This window comes from Kitasatospora sp. NPDC022785 (genome assembly GCF_055561295.1).
The window spans coordinates 306,772-324,128 of record NZ_JBVHHB010000005.1; the positions used below are offsets into that span (position 1 = coordinate 306,772).

Below are 17,357 nucleotides of genomic sequence, written 5' to 3' on the forward strand. Positions count from 1 at the left end.
GCGTTCAGTGGCTCCTTCAGCGCGCGGCGGTCGGGGCCGCGTCGTTGCCGTCACCGTACGCCTGGTCGCCGCGGAGCAGCCCGGTGCCCTCCCCGGCCTCGGCGGGGTCGCCGCCCATGCCCGTGATCCGGTTGTCGGCGTCCACGAAGACGACCTTCGGCTCGTAGCCCTTGGCCTCGGCGGTGTCCATCTGCCCGTAGGCGATGAGTATGACGAGGTCGCCCGGGTGGACGAGGCGGGCGGCGGCGCCGTTGATGCCGATCACGCCGGAGCCGCGCGGGCCGGCGATGGTGTACGTCTCCAGCCGGGCGCCGTTGTTGATGTCGACGATGTGGACCAGCTCGCCGGGGAGCAGGTCGGCGGCGTCGAGCAGGTCCTCGTCCACCGTGACGGAACCGACGTAGTGCAGGTCGGCCTGGGTCACGGTGGCCCGGTGGATCTTGGACTTGAGCATGGTGCGGAGCATTGCGGGTCACGCCTCCTGTGAGTGCATGCCTGAGGGTTGCCTACCGGATTCGCCCGGGTTGCCGGGCGGTTCTGTGCTTCGTGCCCATCCGCCTAGCGGCAGATGACGTGGACGTTGTCGATCAGGCGGGTCGAGCCCACCTTCGCGGCGACGGCCAGCACCGCCTCGCCCTGGAAGTCGTCCGCCGCCTCGGTGAAGGCGTGCGGGTCGATCAGGGCGAGGTAGTCGAGGGTGACGCCCTCGGCGGCGTCCAGGACGGCCGCGGCGGCCTCGCGGACGGCCTTCGGGCCCTGCGCGGCCACGTCGCGGCCGGCGAACAGCGCCTTGGAGAGGGCCGCCGCGTGCACGCGGTCCTCGTCCGAGAGGTAGCGGTTGCGGGAGGAGAGCGCCAGCCCGTCCTCCTCGCGGATCGTCGGCACGCCCACGATCTCGACGTCGAAGTCCAGGTCGGCCACCATCCGCTGGATGATCGCCAGCTGCTGGGCGTCCTTCTCGCCGAAGAAGGCGAAGTCCGGGTCGGTGATGTGCAGCAGCTTGGCGACCACGGTCAGCACGCCGTCGAAGTGGCCGGGGCGGGTGGCGCCCTCGTAGCGCTCGCCCATCGGGCCGGCCGCCAGGCGCACCTGGGGCTCGCCGTTCGGGTAGACCTCGTCGACGGACGGCGCGAAGACCACGTCGGCACCGGACTCCTCGGCGAGCCTGACGTCGTCGTCCAGGGTGCGCGGGTAGCGCTCCAGGTCCTCGCCCGCACCGAACTGCAGCGGGTTGACGAAGACGGTGACGGCGACCCGGCCCTCCCGGCCGACCTGCTTGCGGGCGGCCCGGATCAGCGCGGCGTGGCCCTCGTGCAGTGCGCCCATGGTCATCACGACCGCGTTGTCCACCGGCTGCTCGTCCGGCCAGAAGGCCGCCTCGAAGTCGGCGACGGTGCGCGTCACGACGGCCCGGTGGACCTTGGGTGCCCGCTGGGCCTTGCCCGGCTGCTTGCCGCGTGCCATTGGTCAGCTCTCCTCGTTCAGTACGTCCAGCAGCGCCGCCGCCGACGCTTCGTCGATCGTCCCGTGCGCGAGCGCCCGCTGGGCGGTGGCGCGGGCCATCGCCCGGTAGGCGGCCGGGATGTCCGGGGACACCGTACTGAGCTGCGCCAGGTGGCGCCGCACGGTGCCGCTGTCGCCCCGGGCGACCGGGCCGGTCAGGGCCGCGTCGCCGGAGCGCAGGCTGTTGTCCAGGGCGGCGCCGAGCAGCGGGCCGAGCAGCCGGCCGGGTTCGGCGACCCCGGCGGTGCGCAGCAGCTCCAGGGCCTGCGCGACCAGCGTGACCAGGTGGTTGGCGCCGTGCGCTAGGGCCGTGTGGTAGAGCGGGCGGACGCCTTCCGGCACCCACTCGGGCTCGCCGCCCATCTCCACCACCAGCGCCTCGGCGACCGGGCGCAGCTCCTCGGGGGCGGTCACCCCGAACGGGCAGCCGGCGAGGCGGGCGAGGTCGACGGAGGTGCCGGTGAAGGTCATCGCGGGGTGCAGCGCCAGCGGCAGCGCCCCGGCCCGGGTGGCGGGCTCCAGGACGGCGACGCCGTGCGCGCCGGAGGTGTGCACGAGCAGCTGGCCCGGGCGGACCGAACCCGTCGCGGCGAGGCCGGCGACCAGGTCGGCCAGGGCGTCGTCGGGGACGGTGAGCAGCACCAGGTCGGCGGCGGCGAGGACCTGCGGCGGGGTGACGATCCGTACGCCCGGCAGCAGCGCGTCGGCGCGTCGGCGGGAGGCGGCGGAGACCCCGGAGGCGGCGACCACCCGGTGCCCGGCGAGCTGGAGGGCGGCGCCGAGGGCGGGCCCGACCCGGCCGGTGCCGACCACGCCGACGGCGAGCCGGGCGGGGCGGTTGCCGGGGTCGGCCGGGTCGCCGAAACCGTCGGCGAGCGGGGCGAAGTCGGCACTGTCGGCACTGCTCACGGCTCGGCCCTGGTCCTCACTCTCCGTTCCGGTCCTCCTCGGGTACCGGACGCACCGGCCCATTCTACGGGCGCGGCCCGGCGCGCCTTCAATCCGTGGTGCCGGCCCGGATCAGACCCGCCTCGTAGGCCAGGACGACGGCCTGGACCCGGTCCCGCAGGCCGAGCTTGGCCAGGATCCGGCCGACGTGGGTCTTCACGGTGGCCTCGGAGAGCACCAGCCGGGCGGCGATCTCGCCGTTCGACAGGCCCTGGGCGACCAGCAGGAAGACCTCGCGCTCGCGCTCGGTGAGCGGGCCGAGGGTGTCCGGGCCGGGCGCGCTGGCCGGGGTGGGCAGCACCTCGGCGAAGCGGTCGATCATGCGGCGGGTGGTGGTGGGCGCGACCACCGCGTCGCCGCCGTGCACGGCGCGGATCGCGGCCACCAGCTCGGTCGGCGGCACGTCCTTGAGCAGGAAGCCGCTGGCCCCGGCCTTGAGCGCGGCGAAGGCGTACTCGTCGAGGTCGAAGGTGGTGAGGATGAGGACGTGCGGGGCGTCCGGCAGGGGGCTGCCGTCCTCGGCGAGGCAGATCCGGCGGGTGGTCTGCACACCGTCCAGGCGGGGCATCCGGACGTCCATCAGGATCACGTCCACCTGTGTGTGCTTCAGCTTCTCCAGCGCCTGCGCGCCGTCGCCGGCCTCGGCGGCGATCTCGATGTCGCCCTGCGACTGCAGGATCATCCGGAAGCCGGTGCGCAGCAGCTCCTGGTCGTCGACGAGCATCACGCGGATGGTCAAGGTGGCTCCTAGTTCGGGGGCGGCGCGGTGGGGGCGTTCGGGGGCGGCCCGGTCAGTGGGCTGCCTTGAGCGGCAGGACGGCCCGGATCCGGAAGCCGCCGCCGGGGCGCGGCCCGACGTCGAGGCTGCCGGCGACCATGCCGACCCGCTCGCGCATGCCGATCAGGCCGTGGCCCTGGCCGTCGATGCCGCCGGTGGCCAGCTGCTCGTCGGTGGAGCCGCGGCCGTCGTCCTCGACCAGGACGGCCAGCTCGCGCTCGCCGAAGTCGACCGCGACCCGGGCGTGCACGTCGGGGCCGCCGTGCTTGCGGACGTTGGTCAGCGCCTCCTGGACGATCCGGTAGACCGTCAGCTCGACGCCGCGGGGCAGCTCGCGGAGGTTGCCCGAGGTGGCGAACTCCACCTGGAGGCCGGCCGTGCGGACCTGGTCCAGCAGCTCGGGCAGCTCCTCGACGCCCGGCTGCGGCACATACTCCTCGGCGGTGTCGGCCGTCCGCAGCACACCCAGCAGGCGGCGCATCTCGACCAGCGCCTGGCGTCCGGTGGAGGCGATCGTGCCGAGGGCCTCCTTGGCCTGCTGCGGCGAGTTGTCCAGGACGTACGCGGCGCCGTCGGCCTGGACGATCATGACGGAGACGTTGTGCGCGACCACGTCGTGCAGCTCACGGGCGATCCGCGCCCGTTCGGCGGCGACGGCCACCTTGGCCTGGGCGTCCCGCTCGCGTTCCAGCCGGGCGGCGCGGTCCTCCAGCTCGACCAGGTAGGCCCGGCGCACCCGGGTCAGCCGGCCCCACGCCCAGCAGAGGATGAAGGGGCTGGTCATCAGCGCCGTGATGAGGAGCGTCTCGCCGACGCCGTAGGGGTGGAGGGTGGTCGTCCTGGTTTCCGGGTGGTACGTGCTCTTGAGCAGCCCCTGCTGCCAGAAGACCAGCGGCCCGGCGGCCAGGCCGGCGGCGAGGGCCAGTCTGGAGATCCAGGCGGAGCCGAAGGCGGCGCCGGTGTACGCGAAGACGAGGTAGGCGATGCTGGAGGAGCCCGGGTCGACGTTCAGCGCGACCTGGGTGAGCCCGATGACGACGGCGGCGGCCACCGTGAGGTCGGGCCGGCGCCGCCGGAAGACCATCAGCAGCGGCAGGATGATCGCCACGGCGAGTTGCACGCCCCCGCGCCACCCCTCCTCGCCGGCGTCGCTGGGCAGCACCCCGAAGAACAGCACGATCGCCGCCCAGGCGGAGTCGACCACCATGGGGTGACGGCGGAGCCAGGCGTTGAGTCGTTGCACGTCTCAAGCGTAGGCAGTCGCACAGTGTGCCCAGGTCCGCCGGGAGGGCGATCCGTCCTACTCCCTAGGTCGGAGAAGCCCTCGCTCCGTTTGGGAGGGTGCGCCCGGATCCCGGTAGCGTCCCGCTGCATGACTTGGATGCGGTGGCAGCCCGCCATGGAACGGGCCCTGTACGACCCGGACGGCGGCTTCTACCGCAGGCCGGAGGGCCCGGCCGGGCACTTCCGTACCTCCGTGCACGCCTCCCCGCTGTTCGCCCGTGCGGTGGCCCGGCTGCTGCTTGAGGTTGACGCGGCCCTCGGCCGTCCGGAGGAGCTGGCCTTCGTGGACGTCGGGGCGGGCCGCGGCGAGCTGCTGGCCGGCGTGCTGGCCGAGCTGCCGGACGCGGTGCGGGCCCGGCTGCGGCCGTACGGCGTGGAGATCGCCGACCGGCCGGACGCACTGCCGTCCACAGCCCTGTGGACGGACGAGGTGCCGAGCGGGGTCACCGGGCTGCTGTTCGCCAACGAGTGGCTGGACAACGTGCCGCTGGACGCCGGCGAGGTGGACGAGGACGGGGTGCTGCGCTACGTCGAGGTGGACACCGTGACGGGCGCCGAGCGCCCGGGCGGGCCGGTGGACGCGGCGGACGCCGCCTGGGCCGCCCGCTGGTGGCCGGTCCGCCACCCGGGGGCGTACGTGGAGTTCGGCGGGCCTCGGGACGCGGCCTGGGCGCGGGCCGTCGCCGGGCTGGAGCGCGGCCTCGCCGTCGCCGTCGACTACGGGCACACCGCCGCCCGCCGCCCGCCGCTGGCCACCCTGACCGGCTTCCGGGCCGGACGCGAGGTGCCGCCGGTGCCGGACGGCTCCCGCGACGTCACCGCGCACGTGGCGCTGGACGCGGTGGCCGTGCCCGGTCTCCACAGCCTGTGGACGACGCAGCGCGACGCCCTGCGGGCGCTCGGCGTCAGCGGCGCCCGCCCGGCGCTCGCCCTGGCCTCCACCGACCCCCTCGCCTACCTGCGGGCGCTCGGCGGTGCGGGCGAGGGCGCCGAGCTGACCGACTCCGCGGGCCTGGGCGCGTTCGGCTGGCTCGCGCAGACCGTCCGCATGCCGGTACCGGAGAGCCTGGGGATGCTGCCGGGATGGCAGACTCTGGGGTCATGAGGGAGACCACGGTCGGCATCGGGGCGGGAGCCGAGAACTTCACGGGCGAGGCGGGCACCACCGACATGGTGCTCAACATCGGCCCGCAGCACCCCGCGACCCACGGCGTGCTGCGCCTGAAGCTGGTGCTGGACGGCGAGCGGATCGTGACCGCCGAGCCGGTGATCGGCTACATGCACCGCGGCGCGGAGAAGCTCTTCGAGGCCCGCGACTACCGGCAGATCATCATGCTGGCCAACCGGCACGACTGGCTCTCCGCCTTCGCCAACGAACTGGGCGTGGTGCTGGGCGTCGAGCGGATGCTCGGCATGGAGGTGCCCGAGCGCGCGGTCTGGATCCGCACCCTGCTCGCCGAGCTGAACCGGGTCCTCAACCACCTGATGTTCCTCGGCTCCTACCCGCTGGAGCTGGGCGGGATCACCCCGATCTTCCACGCCTTCTCCAGCCGCGAGGACCTCCAGCACGTCCTGGAGGAGGCCTCCGGCGGCCGGATGCACTACATGTTCAACCGGGTCGGCGGCCTCAAGGAGGACCTCCCGGCCGGCTGGCTCGGCCGGGTCCGTGCGGCGGTCGCCACCGTCCGCTCCCAGCTGCCGGTCTTCGAGGACCTCGTCCTCGGCAACGAGATCTTCCGCGCCCGCACCGCCGGCGTCGGCGTGCTCAGCAGGGCGCACGCGGAGGCGTACGGCGTCAGCGGGCCGATCGCCCGCGCCAGCGGGCTCGACTTCGACCTGCGCCGCGACGAGCCCTACCTCGCGTACGGCTCGGACGAGCTGCGCTCGGTGCTGACCGTGGTCACCCGCGAGGAGGGCGACTGCCTGGCCCGCTTCGAGTGCCTGCTGGAGCAGACCGTCAACGCGCTGGACCTCGCCGACGCCTGCCTCGACAAGCTGGCCACGCTGGCGCCCGGCCCGGTCAACCTGCGGCTGCCCAAGGTTCTCAAGGCCCCCGAGGGCAGCACCTACGCCTGGACCGAGAACCCGCTCGGCGTCAACGGCTACTACCTGGTGTCGCGCGGCGACAAGACGCCCTGGCGGCTCAAGCTCCGCTCGGCGTCCTTCAACAACATCCAGGCGCTGACCGAGCTGCTGCCCGGCACCCTGGTCGCCGACATGGTGGCGATCCTGGGCTCGATGTTCTTCGTCGTCGGGGACATCGACAAGTAGGCCGCCGAGCAGCCCGCGCCTACGGCTGCTTCTTCTTCGGCTTCGCCGGGTCGGCCGGGTGCGGTGCCACTCTGCGGTCGCCCTTGGTGGCGATCCGCTGCTCGCAGAGGCCGGCCAGCACGTCGTACGCGGCCTTGCCCATCAGCTCGGTGAGCTCGGGGCGGTAGCTGACGTACACCGGGTCCGCGCCGGTGTGCGCGTCCGGGCTGCCGGTGCACCACCAGTGCAGGTCGTGGCCGCCCGGGCCCCAGCCGCGGCGGTCGTACTCACCGATGGTGACCTGGAGGTAGCGGGTGTCGTCCGGGCGGTCGATCCAGTCGTAGGTGCGGCGCACCGGGAGCTGCCAGCAGACGTCCGGCTTGGTCTCCAGCGGCTCCTTGCCCTCCTTGAGGGCGAGCGCGTGCAGGGCGCAGCCGGCGCCGCCCGCGAAGCCCGGGCTGTTGACGAAGATGCAGGCGCCGTTGACCCGGCGGGTCTGCCGGTCGCCGTCCTCGTCGAGCATGGTGATGCCGCCGTCCGGCTTGATCCGGCCCTTGGCGTCGGTGCCGTGCGCGAAGTTCTCCCAGAGCTCGGGCGTCAGCCGGGCCGCGTGGCCGGCCACACGCTGCTCGTCGTCCTCGTCCGAGTAGTGCGCGCCGAGCGTGCAGCAGCCGTCCGACTCGCCCCGGCCCTCGCGGATGCCCTGGCAGCCCTGGCCGAAGATGCACGACCAGCGGGAGGTCAGCCAGGTGAGGTCGCAGCGGAAGACCTGCTCCTCGTCGTCGGGGTCGCCGAACTCGACCCAGGCGCGCGGGAAGTCGAGCGGGACCTCGGCACGCAGGGTGGGCATCGCGAGGTCGACCGCGGTGGTGCCGGTCTTGGACTTCTTCTTGGACGTGTCTGCTGCTGCCACTCGGCAAGGGTAGAGCCTCGGCGCCCGGTGCGAACCGCCCGTGGCTTGGGCATTTGCGACGATTTCACCGGGTGACGGCAGGGGTACGCCGCGTCGGCGGGCGTGAAGGCGGGGTGAAGAGGTCCCCGGCGTGCTGCGGGGGTGCCCGGAAGCGGCCCTAGGATGGCGGCCGGTCCGCTACGGGGAGGTACGGGGATGGCCAGCGGCAGCAGTACAGGCGGGTCCGGAGGCGGCAAGTTCGTCATCAAGCCGTGGGAACTGCACGGCGAGGGGCGGGAGTTCGAGAAGATCTCGCAGGATTTCGGGAAGGCGGCCGCCACCCTGGAGCAGGCGCTCGCCGCGCTCGGCAGCCCGTGGGGGCTGGACAAGCCGGGCAGCGGGTTCGCCGCCGTCTACAAGGACGCGCACGGCGGGCTGCTCGGCGGCCTGCGCGGGCTGGCCGGCCGGCTCGGCCAGGTCGGCTCCGGGCTGCACACCATGGCCGAGCGGACCGCGGACGCGGACACCTCGGCCGCGACGGGGTTCGGCGGCGGGGCGGGGCCCGGCGCGGCGGTGCCGGGCGGGAGGACGGGCGCAACCCCGGCGGGCGGGAAGACCGTCCCCAAGGACATGTCGGCCTGACCGCCGGCCCGTCCGGCCGGTGCGGCCGATGGCCCGCACGGCGAAGTCCGCAGTTCGAAGACCGCACGTCGAAGGGGGAGGCACGTGTCCCGGAAACTGCCCGAGGAGCTGGCGCCGGTACTGGCCAGGACCGGTCACCAGTGGCCGCAGGCCGACGAGGACGGGCTGCGCAAGGCAGCCGGACTCTGGCGCGAGTTCGGCACCGAGGCCGAGCGCCTCGGCAAGCGCGGCGGGGACTCCGCCAAGCGCGTCGCCGGGGACAACTCCGGCCGCGCGGTGGAGGCCTTCGAGGCGTACTGGCAGGCGTTCAGCGGGAGCGGCAAGGGCCACCTGGACGACGCCCACTCCGCCACCGGCCTGATCGCCGGCGCCTTCGACAAGGCCGCCCGGGCCGTCGACAGCTGCAAGGGCGACATCGTCGCCACCCTCACCGAGCTGGCCGCCGAGCTGAAGAAGGCCGAGGAGCAGGCGGCCAAGGCCAAGGAGGCCGCGGCCGCGATCGCCGCCGCCACCCAGACCACCCAGAGCGGGGGCAGCGCCCCCGGCGGCGTCTTCGGGGGGCTCCGGCAAGGCGTCAACGCCATCGCGACCGGGGTGCAGAACGCCGCCACCGAGAAGGTCGCCGAGGTGTCGGCGGCGCTCGCCGTCGAGGCCGCGAAGCTGAAGATCGGCGGGCTGCTGGACGAACTCGGCCGGGCCATGAAGGACGGGCTGAGCGGCACGCTCAAGGAGCCCGCCGTGGTCGCCATGCTGCGCCTCGGGCCGGACGGCGGCCCCGGCGGCGTCCGACCGGCCTCGTACACCACCGGCCCCGACGGCGCGTTCGACCCGCTGGCCGCAGGCCTGCCCGCCGCGCTCGGCGAGCCCGGCGTGCTCGGCGCGGGCGGCGCCGGCCTGGCGGTGGTGGTCGGCAAGGACGGCAAGCCGGTGATCGGCGAGGACGGCAAGCCGGTGGTCGGCGTCCCCGGGCTCGCGGTCAAGCTGGACGAGACCGGCCGGCCGGTGCTGGACGAGCTCGGCAACCCGGTCATCGTCCGGGCCGACGGCACGCCGGTCGCCGACCCGAGCGGCCTGCTCGTCGTCCGGGGCGCGGACGGCAGGCCGGTGGTCGGGGTGGAGGACCTCACCGTCAAGGTCGACGAGCACGGGCGGCCGGTGCTCGGCAAGGACGGCCGGCCGGTGCTGACCGACAAGGACGGCAAGGAGGTCGTCGTCCCGCTGTCCGACCTCGCGGGGGGCGGCAAGGGGAACGGCCACGGACTCGACGGCAAGCCGGGCGGCTTGCTCGCCGACGGGCCGGGCGCCGTGCTGCCCGGCGCGCCGGGCGCCCCCGTGGCACCCGGGGCGGGGGTGACCGGGGCCGGGCCGGACGACCTGGTGATCATGGCCGGGGCCGACGGCAACGGGCACGGCCGTGGCGGCGGGCCGGTCTCCTCGGGCGGCCCCGGCGCGGACGCCTCCGCCGCCGACGGCGGCCGGGCGCCGGTGCGGACCGGCCCGGTGACCGGTGGCGGCGACTGGTCGCCGCCACCCGCCCGCCCGGACACCCCGGACCGGCCGGCCGCCCCGGCGCACCACGGCGGCGGGGGCGGCGGCCCGGCCGAGGGGGACTACAACCTGGCGCCGGCCACCCCGGCCGCGGCCTCGTACGCCTCCGGCGGCGGGCCCGTCACCGTGCGGACCGACTCCGTGCTCGCCCCGCCCGCGCCGTCGGCGCCCGCCTCGTACCCGTCGTACACGCCGGGGCCGGACGCGCCGTCGGGCGGCGGCGCCTCGCACGGCAGCTCGTACGGCGGCACCTCCTACAACGGCCCGTTCAACGTGCCGGTCGGGGCCGGACCGGCCGCGGGTCCGACCGGCCCCGGCCCGCTCGGCGGCGGGTCGGCCGGCTACAGCGGTGGTTACGGCGGCGGCTACAGCGCCGCCCCGCCGGCGGCCGGGCACGGCACGGCACCGTTCGGCGGCGGCGTCGCCGGTCCGCCGGCCGGTGGCGCCCACCCCGGTGCGCCGGTACCGGCCGGGCCCGCCGGAGTGGTCGGCGTCCCGGTCGGCACGGGCAGCCCGGTGCCCGGCGGGTCCGCGGCGCCCGGCGCCTCCGGACAGCACGCCCCCGGCGAGGCCCGGCCCGGCGCCGGGCCGGGGGGCGGCCCGCGCGCCGCCACCGGCACCCCGCACCCCGTCACCACACCGGGCCCGCTGATCGTGCCGCCGCCCCCGGCCGCCCCGCCGGTCGCCGGCCCCGGCACCGGGCGCCCCGAGTTCCACCCGGGCGACCAGCGGCGCCGCCCCGACGGCTCCCCGGCCGAGGGCCAGACCGGGCTCGACTGGGCCGCCGTGCCCGTCGCCACCGCCCACGCGATGGCCCTTCAGCTCGCCCTGCGGGGGAGGCGCGGCACCGCCCCCGACGAGCTCGTCCTCCGGCTGCGGACCATCGCCGACAGCCGCCCCTACGGCCTGCCCGGCGGCCTCGGCCCCGTCGACCCCGAGCACCAGCGGGAGATCGAACGCCGCGCGCCCCGGGACGCCGACGGCCTGCCGCTGCGTCACCCCGACCCGGCGGCCGGCGGCTGGGCCGAGGTCGTCAACGACGGCGGGCACCGCGAGCCCGGCCGGGCCAACAACAGCCTGGAGATCGCCCTCTCCGCCGTCGACACCTTCACCGGCCGCCCGACCTGCGCGGCCCCGCGCATCCCCACCGAGGGCGACGCGGGCGAACGCGGCGGGCGCGACCGCGCCGAACGGGAACTCGGCGCACCCTTCCGCGACCTCGGCGACGGCGGAACGGCCTTCGGCCGGCTTGCCGGCGAGCTGCGGCGGGCCGGCCACGGTGCTCAGGCCGTGCTGCTCACCCTGGACGGCTTCGGCCGCCCGCACGCCTGGAACGCCGTCAACCACGAGGACACCGTGACCTACCTCGACCACCAGGTCGGCCGCCAGGACCACGCCCCCCTGCACGACGCCGCCCACGGCCTCTGGGCCATCGCCCTCGACCCCGACGGCCGCCCCCTCGACCTCGCCGCCCGCCGCCCCGACTTCGCCACGGCCCAGGCCTCGTGACGTCCCGTCCGTCCGCCCGGCGCCGTCTCCCCGGGCGGGGGCCGGGCCGGCCGGTGCGCCGGCGGCGCGTGGGATCCTGGCAGGTGGCCGGTGGGGGGCCGGAGGCCGGACCGGCGCTCCGGTGCCCGCCGTCCGGTCCGTCCGTCCGTGCTCGCGCCCATGCAAGGAGCTCCACCACGTGACCACCCGCGCGCAGGCGATCGAGGCCGCCCACCGCTGGATCAACGGCGAGTTGCCGAGGGCTTCGGCCGACGGTTCGACCGGGAGCCGGCGGGTGCACTCGCACGAGTTCGAGCTGGGCTGGGTGGTCTGGGCCGAGCCGTCGCCGGCCCGGGTCGACCCGCTGACGGGGGAGCGGCGGGCTCCCGAGGAGGTGGGGGCGGCCTGTGCGGTGGTGGACCGGGAGACCGGGCGGTTCACCGTCTGGCCGTCGGTGCCGGTGGACGCGGTGGTCGCGCTCTACCGGGACTTCCTCGGTGCGGGCGCCCACGACCCGGCCCGGCCGCCGGCCACCGGCCGGGGCACCCGGGCCGAGCTGACCTACCGGGACGACCTGGGCGAGGTGCGCTCGCTGGCGCTGCGTTCGGCGCCCGGCCTGCCGCACCCGGCGCTGCGCGGCTGGTGGTGGCTGCGCGAGCAGGGCGTGCGGGCCGAGCACATGCTGTCCGTCCACACCGACCTGCGGCTGAGCGCGCTGCCCGGCGGCTACTGGGCGTACGCGCTGGCGGCCGAGCTGCCGGACGTCCGAGTGGGCTTCGACCTGCCGTACGGGCCGTACTTCGACCACCGTGCGGCGGCCGTCCGCGCCCTGCCGCCCGAGGCGCCCGAGGGTCCCGGGGAGGGGGCGCCGGCCCGCAACCGGGTGCCGTTCCCGCGCACCCTGCCGCCGGTGCCCGCCGAGCCGGACGGGGTGCTGGCGGCCCGGCTGGTGGAACGGTTCGGCGCCGGCGGCGTCCAGCGGTTCGACCCGGCGGACGTCGCCCGGGCGGACCTGCCGGAGGCCTCCGCCCGCGTCCTGCTGACGGTCGGCGTGCCGGTGGCGGTCGAGGGCTTCTTCGCGCTGCACCACCCCCGGCCGGACGCGATCGCGGACGGCACCCGGCCCGGTACGGTGCTGCCGCCGCTGGCCGGCCACCTGGCGGAGATCGGCCGGGGCACCCGGGTGGCCGAGCGGGAGCGCCTGGCCCTGGCCCCGCAGCTGCTGCTGGGCACGGACGGCTGGGCGCTGATCACGGTGGACACCGCCTGCGGCGCCGTCCGGGCGGTCGACCCCGACTACGCCACCGCTCGGCACTGCAACGACGGGCCGGCGTCCTTCGTCCGCTGCCTGGCGCTGTTCGCCGAGCGGCTGCCCGGCCTGCGCGGGCTCGACCCGTTGGCCGCCGGGGCCGCCGTCGACGCCTTGCAGCGCGGGTTGGCGGCGATCGACCCGACCGTCTTCGACGACCCGGAGAACTGGTGGGCCGTCATAGTCGAGCAGCTCTGGGACGGCCTGCTGTGACGGCGGAGGCGGGCGCGTGCGTCCGGGTGATCTGCGGTGCGCCGCGGCCGGGGCGTCCCGGGGAGCGGGCGCACCCTGAGGAGAGCCGACCGAACTGTCGGGTTGTCAGATCATCTTGACGATTCCTGGCCGACCTCCGACGATCCCCCCGGACGCCCGCCTCCACCGCGGCGTCCGCAACAGAGCTGGAGCCCCGCCGCCGTGACCACGTCGCCCCGCGCCGCCCGCACGGCCGTGCTCGCCGCCATCGCGGTGCTGGCCGCCGCCTGCGCCTCCGATCCCGGGCTGCGGGCCCGCCCGGCCGCCGCCCAGCCGGTCTGCGCCCCGCCGGTGGTGATCGGCCACCGGGGCGCGCCGCTCGACGCCCCCGAGAACACCATGGCCTCCTTCGAGAAGGCTCTCCAGCAGGGCGCCGACTGGCTGGAGACCGACGTCCAGACCACCCGGGACGGCGTTCCGGTGCTGATGCACGACGCCACCGTGGACCGCACCACCAACGGCAAGGGCGCGATCGCCGACCTGACCTCCGCCCAGCTCGCCGAGCTGCGGGTGACCGTCGGCCCCGGCCCGGCCGAACCGGTGCCGACCCTGGAGGAGTTGCTGGGGCGGCTGGCCGGCACCGGCGTCCCGCTGCTGATGGAGCTCAAGTGGCAGCGCGCCGAGGACGTCTCCCGGATCGCCGGGATCGCGGCCGGCAGTGGCGCCCGGGTCTTCCTGTACTCGTTCTCCGCCGAGCACCTGCGCCAGGCCCACGCCGCCGCCCCCGGCCTGCCGGTGGTCCTCATCCAGGGCGCCGGCATCGCCGAGGACCCGGGCGGCCTGCCGCTGCACGGCATCGCCCTCGACGCCACGCTGGCCACCGCCTCCCGGATCGCCGCCGAGCACGGGGCCGGCCGCGAGGTCTACGTCTGGACACTGGACGACGAGGAGTCCTGGCAACTGATGACCGAGCGGGACGCCGACGGCCTGATCACCGACACCCCCGCCAGGGCCCGCCGTTGGGCGGACGCCGACTGCCGCACCGGGAGCCCGGAGGCCGCCCCGCGACGCGCCCGCGTGCACTGAGCCGGGGCCCTCCCGGCGGACTGGCCCGGACCAGCACCAATACCGCCGTGCCAGGTCTGCCCCGGGGCAGGATCGCGTAGCGTGGAGAGTTATGCGACTCGGTGTGCTCGACGTAGGTTCCAACACGGTCCACTTCCTCGTGGTGGACGCCCATCCCGGGGCCGCCCCGCTGCCCGCCTACTCCCACAAGGCCGAGCTGCGGCTGGCCGAACTCCTCGACGGGCAGGGCGCGATAAGCGGACCAGGCGTCGACAAACTGGTCGGCATGGTCGCCTCCTCGCTGCGGGTCGCCGAGGACAAGGGCGTCGTCGACATCCTGCCGTTCGCCACCTCCGCCGTCCGGGAGGCCGCCAACGGCGAGGAGGTGCTCCGCCGGGTCGCCGAGGAGACCGGCGTCGAGCTGCGGGTGCTCTCCGGGCAGGACGAGGCCCGGCTCACCTTCCTGGCCGTCCGCCGCTGGTTCGGCTGGTCCTCCGGCCGGCTGCTCAACCTCGACATCGGCGGCGGCTCGCTGGAGATCGCCTGCGGGCTGGACGAGCAGCCCGACGTCGCCTGCTCGCTGCCGCTCGGCGCCGGCCGCCTCACCGGCCGGTGGCTGCCCGGCGACGTCGCCGACCCGGAGGATCTGCGCGGCCTCAGACGCCACATCCGGGCCGAGATGGCCGCGGTGGTCGGCGAGATCGCCCGGCTCGGCGCGCCGGACCACGCCGTCGCCACGTCCAAGACCTTCAAGCAGCTCGCCCGGATGACCGGCGCCGCCCCCGCCGACGCCGGCCCCTACGCGGACCGGCGGCTCACCCGCAGCAACCTCTCCGCCTGGCTGCCCCGGCTCTCCGCGATGACCGTCGCCGAACGGGCGCAGATCCCCGGCGTCTCCGAGGGCCGCGCCAAGCAGCTGCTGGCCGGCGCGCTGGTCGCCGACGCCGCGATGGACCTCTTCGGCCTGGACGAGCTGGACGTCTGCCCATGGGCGCTGCGCGAGGGCATCATCCTGCGCCGCCTGGACACCATGGACAGCCCCACCGACCGCCGCCGTCCCGCCCTCACCACCTGAGGGCCGTCCGGACCGACCCCGAGGGCCCTGCTCCCCGTTCCGGGCGCGGTCCGCTTACGCTGTCTCCCGTGGCGCAAGCAGCGGGCGAGGACGGGACGCAGGAGGGCCGCGCACCCGGGGACGGGCAGCCGCGGCCGGACGCCCCGCGCCGCACGCGCCCGGCCGGCGGGGAGGGCCCCGCGGAGGGCCCGGACGGGACGGCCGGCCGCTCCCGCAAGCTCGGCAAGGCGGTGAAGGGCGTCCGGGCGGCCAAGGCGGCGACCGCCGCCAAGACCGCGGCGGCGGCGAAGAAGGCCGCCGGCGGGGTCGACCGGAAGGCCACGGAGAAGGCCGGACGGAAAGCCGCCCGGAGCGCCGCACCGCAGAGCGCGCAGGACGCCCCGGAGAAGGACGCCCCGGAGAAGGACGCCCCGGAGAAGGACGCCCCGGAGAAGGACGCCCCGGAGAAGGACACCCGGGAGGACACCCCGGCCGGGCCGGCGAGGAAGCCGAGGAAGCAGCCGAGGAAGGCCCCCGCGGTCAAGGCGCCCACCGCCCAGGCGCCCCGTGAGACGCGGACCGCACGCGCCGCCGGCGCCGCCAAGGCCGCCGTGCAGTCGGTGAAGTCCGTCAAGGCCGCCCGGCAGGCCGCCGGCCGGACCGCCCCGCTGCTGCGCACCACCGACCGTCTGGTGCTGCCCCCGCACCCGGCCCTGCACATCCCCGACACCAAGGTCGCCCTCTCCACCGCCTCCGTCTACCCGGCCGGCACCGCCATCGCCTTCGAACTGGCCGCCAAGCTGGGCTACGACGGGGTGGAGGTGATGGTCTGGAACGACCCGGTCAGCCAGGACATCGAAGCGCTGCGCAGGCTCTCCGACGTCCACCGGATGCCGATCCTGGCCGTGCACGCGCCCTGCCTGCTCATCACCCAGCGGGTCTGGACCACCGACCCGTGGACCAAGCTGGTCCGGGCCCGGGCCGCGGCCGAGAAGCTCGGCGCGAGCGCCGTCGTCGTCCACCCGCCGTTCCGCTGGCAGCGCCAGTACGCCCGCGAGTTCGTCGAGGGCATCAACCGGATGGCGGGTGAGACCGACGTCCGCTTCGCCGTCGAGAACATGTACCCGTGGCGCTACCGCGACCGCGAGATGCTCGCCTACGCCCCCGGCTGGGACGTCACCGAGGAGGAGTACCAGCACTTCACCATCGACCTCTCGCACGCCGCCACCTCCCGGATCGACGCCCTCGCCATGGTCGAGCGGATGGGCGGCCGGCTGGCCCACATCCACCTGGCCGACGGAAGCGGCTCCGGCAAGGACGAGCACCTGATCCCCGGCCGCGGAAAGCAGCCCTGTGCCGAGCTGCTGGAGCACCTGGCCCGCACCGGCTTCGACGGCCACGTGGTGCTGGAGGTCAACACCCGGCGCTCGGCCTCCCCCGCCGAACGCGAGGCCGACCTCGCCGAGGCGCTCGCCTTCACCCGGCTCCACCTGGCCACCCCGGCCCGGGTACGATGACCGCGAACTGCCGTACGGAGGGGGAGAGATGGCGGAAGCGACGGATTTCCGGGAGCTGGCCAAGTCCTTCGGCGGGGTGGCCGCCGAGTACGACCGGGCGCGGCCCTCGTACCCGGACGAGCTGTTCGACGAGCTGGAGCGCCTGGCTGGCCGTCCGCTGAAGGGCGCCCGGGTGCTGGACGTCGGCGCGGGCACCGGTATCGCCACCCGGCTGCTGGCCGGCCGCGGCGCGGACGTCATCGGTGTCGAGCCCAACGACGGCATGGGCGCCCAGTTCCTGGCCTCCTCGCCGGCCCTGCCGCTGGTCAAGGGCGGCGGCGACGAGCTGCCCTTCCACGACCACTCGGCCGACTTCGTCACCTACGCCCAGGCCTTCCACTGGACCCACCCGGAGCGCTCCGTCCCCGAGGCGATCCGCGTGCTGCGGCCCGGTGGCGCCCTGGCCACCTGGTGGAACGTGAAGGACAGCAGCGTCGGCTGGGTGCGCGCCATGGGCGAGCGGCTCGCCGTCGCCCTGCAGGAGCGGTACCACGGCTACGGCGCGGTCAACGAGATCGCCGGCCACCTCGCCCCGTACGACCTGCGGGTCGGCAGCGCCGTGCTGCGCTGGGAGCGCCGGGTCACGGTGGACCACGTGCTCACCGACCTCACCTCCCGCTCCTACCTCGCCTCCCTCACCCCCGAGCAGCGCGCCCCGCTGCTCGCCGTCGAGCGCGAGGCCCTTCTGGCGGAGTTCCCGGACGGCTGGGTGACCGAGCCGTACGTGCTGGACCTGACCGTGGCGCGCACACGCGGCTGACCGCATCGCGGACGTGGCGTCCACCGCACGGACGGCGGGCGTAGTCTCGGAAGACACAGCGGCCGCCGCACCCTCCCTACCGGCGGCG

16 protein-coding genes are annotated in these 17,357 nt (G+C 75.6%); 9 read left to right on the forward strand and 7 right to left on the reverse strand.

Annotated elements, in window-relative coordinates; genetic code table 11:
• Positions 1-16 precede the first annotated feature (16 nt).
• The 5 genes from panD to ACZ3YO_RS11520 form a co-directional block, all read right to left on the reverse strand.
• Entirely contained in the window at positions 17-466 is a 450-nt protein-coding gene (gene panD / locus ACZ3YO_RS11500; RefSeq protein WP_396321881.1) for an aspartate 1-decarboxylase, read from the reverse strand.
• A 92-nt stretch (positions 467-558) separates the two neighbouring features.
• Positions 559-1,464 carry a pantoate--beta-alanine ligase gene (panC, locus tag ACZ3YO_RS11505; RefSeq protein ID WP_465567906.1) on the reverse strand — a complete coding sequence of 302 codons (906 nt, stop codon included), beginning with the start codon at positions 1,462-1,464 and terminating at the stop codon, positions 559-561.
• Between the two features lie 3 nt (positions 1,465-1,467).
• Positions 1,468-2,412 carry a Rossmann-like and DUF2520 domain-containing protein gene (locus tag ACZ3YO_RS11510; RefSeq protein WP_465567909.1) on the reverse strand — a complete coding sequence of 315 codons (945 nt, stop codon included), beginning with the start codon at positions 2,410-2,412 and terminating at the stop codon, positions 1,468-1,470.
• Between the two features lie 88 nt (positions 2,413-2,500).
• A complete protein-coding gene (locus ACZ3YO_RS11515) occupies positions 2,501-3,190 on the reverse strand; it encodes a response regulator (RefSeq protein WP_465567912.1) in 690 nt (229 codons plus the stop codon).
• A gap of 52 nt (positions 3,191-3,242) precedes the next feature.
• Complete coding sequence (locus ACZ3YO_RS11520) at positions 3,243-4,472, reverse strand: sensor histidine kinase (RefSeq protein ID WP_465567915.1); 1,230 nt, start codon at positions 4,470-4,472, stop codon at positions 3,243-3,245.
• 129 nt (positions 4,473-4,601) lie between these two features.
• Between ACZ3YO_RS11520 and ACZ3YO_RS11525 the strand changes: the two genes are divergently transcribed.
• Positions 4,602-5,618: an SAM-dependent methyltransferase gene (locus ACZ3YO_RS11525; protein WP_465567918.1), complete on the forward strand. Its 1,017-nt coding sequence runs from the start codon at positions 4,602-4,604 to the stop codon at positions 5,616-5,618.
• The gene (locus ACZ3YO_RS11530; RefSeq protein WP_465567920.1) at positions 5,615-6,784 is read left to right on the forward strand and encodes an NADH-quinone oxidoreductase subunit D; all 1,170 of its coding nucleotides are present in this window, start codon (positions 5,615-5,617) and stop codon (positions 6,782-6,784) included. Before ACZ3YO_RS11525 ends, ACZ3YO_RS11530 begins: the two co-directional genes overlap by 4 nt.
• A 19-nt stretch (positions 6,785-6,803) precedes the next feature.
• Here the strand turns inward: ACZ3YO_RS11530 and ACZ3YO_RS11535 are convergent, their stop codons facing one another.
• Complete coding sequence (locus ACZ3YO_RS11535) at positions 6,804-7,613, reverse strand: DUF3109 family protein (RefSeq protein ID WP_465548461.1); 810 nt, start codon at positions 7,611-7,613, stop codon at positions 6,804-6,806.
• A 258-nt stretch (positions 7,614-7,871) separates the two neighbouring features.
• On the opposite strand from ACZ3YO_RS11535, the gene ACZ3YO_RS11540 reads away from it, so the two are divergent.
• The 5 genes from ACZ3YO_RS11540 to ACZ3YO_RS11560 all read left to right on the forward strand — a co-directional run bounded on the left by ACZ3YO_RS11540 (position 7,872) and on the right by ACZ3YO_RS11560 (position 14,974).
• Entirely contained in the window at positions 7,872-8,297 is a 426-nt protein-coding gene (locus ACZ3YO_RS11540; RefSeq protein WP_465567922.1) for a hypothetical protein, read from the forward strand.
• An 84-nt stretch (positions 8,298-8,381) separates the two neighbouring features.
• Positions 8,382-11,354 (forward strand): toxin glutamine deamidase domain-containing protein, encoded by a 2,973-nt coding sequence (locus ACZ3YO_RS11545; RefSeq protein ID WP_465567925.1) that lies wholly within the window; start codon positions 8,382-8,384, stop codon positions 11,352-11,354.
• Positions 11,355-11,532: 178 nt separating this feature from the next.
• Positions 11,533-12,855 (forward strand): SUKH-4 family immunity protein, encoded by a 1,323-nt coding sequence (locus ACZ3YO_RS11550; RefSeq protein ID WP_465567928.1) that lies wholly within the window; start codon positions 11,533-11,535, stop codon positions 12,853-12,855.
• 201 nt (positions 12,856-13,056) lie between these two features.
• Positions 13,057-13,920: a glycerophosphodiester phosphodiesterase gene (locus tag ACZ3YO_RS11555; protein ID WP_465567931.1), complete on the forward strand. Its 864-nt coding sequence runs from the start codon at positions 13,057-13,059 to the stop codon at positions 13,918-13,920.
• Positions 13,921-14,011: 91 nt separating this feature from the next.
• Positions 14,012-14,974, forward strand: a complete 963-nt coding sequence (locus tag ACZ3YO_RS11560; protein WP_396321871.1) for a Ppx/GppA family phosphatase — start codon at positions 14,012-14,014, stop codon at positions 14,972-14,974.
• Here ACZ3YO_RS11560 and ACZ3YO_RS11565 read toward each other — a convergent pair.
• On the reverse strand, positions 14,964-15,674 hold the full coding sequence (locus tag ACZ3YO_RS11565; protein WP_465567935.1) for a pentapeptide repeat-containing protein: 711 nt from the start codon (positions 15,672-15,674) through the stop codon (positions 14,964-14,966). The genes ACZ3YO_RS11560 and ACZ3YO_RS11565 overlap by 11 nt on opposite strands.
• Between ACZ3YO_RS11565 and ACZ3YO_RS11570 the strand changes: the two genes are divergently transcribed.
• On the forward strand, positions 15,643-16,470 hold the full coding sequence (locus tag ACZ3YO_RS11570; RefSeq protein WP_465568065.1) for a sugar phosphate isomerase/epimerase family protein: 828 nt from the start codon (positions 15,643-15,645) through the stop codon (positions 16,468-16,470). The two genes, ACZ3YO_RS11565 and ACZ3YO_RS11570, sit on opposite strands and share 32 nt — an antisense overlap.
• A gap of 28 nt (positions 16,471-16,498) precedes the next feature.
• Positions 16,499-17,269, forward strand: a complete 771-nt coding sequence (locus ACZ3YO_RS11575; RefSeq protein WP_465567938.1) for a class I SAM-dependent methyltransferase — start codon at positions 16,499-16,501, stop codon at positions 17,267-17,269.
• Positions 17,270-17,357: the final 88 nt, after the last annotated feature.

Bases quoted from the DNA above. Each gene is read 5' to 3' on its own strand.
- panD (WP_396321881.1), bottom strand. From the start codon at position 466: ATGCTCCGCACCATGCTCAAGTCCAAGATCCACCGGGCCACCGTGACC.
- panC (WP_465567906.1), bottom strand. From the start codon at position 1,464: ATGGCACGCGGCAAGCAGCCGGGCAAGGCCCAGCGGGCACCCAAGGTC.
- ACZ3YO_RS11525 (WP_465567918.1), top strand. From the start codon at position 4,602: ATGACTTGGATGCGGTGGCAGCCCGCCATGGAACGGGCCCTGTACGAC.
- ACZ3YO_RS11530 (WP_465567920.1), top strand. From the start codon at position 5,615: ATGAGGGAGACCACGGTCGGCATCGGGGCGGGAGCCGAGAACTTCACG.
- ACZ3YO_RS11535 (WP_465548461.1), bottom strand. From the start codon at position 7,613: ATGCCCACCCTGCGTGCCGAGGTCCCGCTCGACTTCCCGCGCGCCTGG.
- ACZ3YO_RS11540 (WP_465567922.1), top strand. From the start codon at position 7,872: ATGGCCAGCGGCAGCAGTACAGGCGGGTCCGGAGGCGGCAAGTTCGTC.
- ACZ3YO_RS11560 (WP_396321871.1), top strand. From the start codon at position 14,012: ATGCGACTCGGTGTGCTCGACGTAGGTTCCAACACGGTCCACTTCCTC.
- ACZ3YO_RS11565 (WP_465567935.1), bottom strand. From the start codon at position 15,674: ATGTGCAGGGCCGGGTGCGGGGGCAGCACCAGACGGTCGGTGGTGCGC.
- ACZ3YO_RS11575 (WP_465567938.1), top strand. From the start codon at position 16,499: ATGGCGGAAGCGACGGATTTCCGGGAGCTGGCCAAGTCCTTCGGCGGG.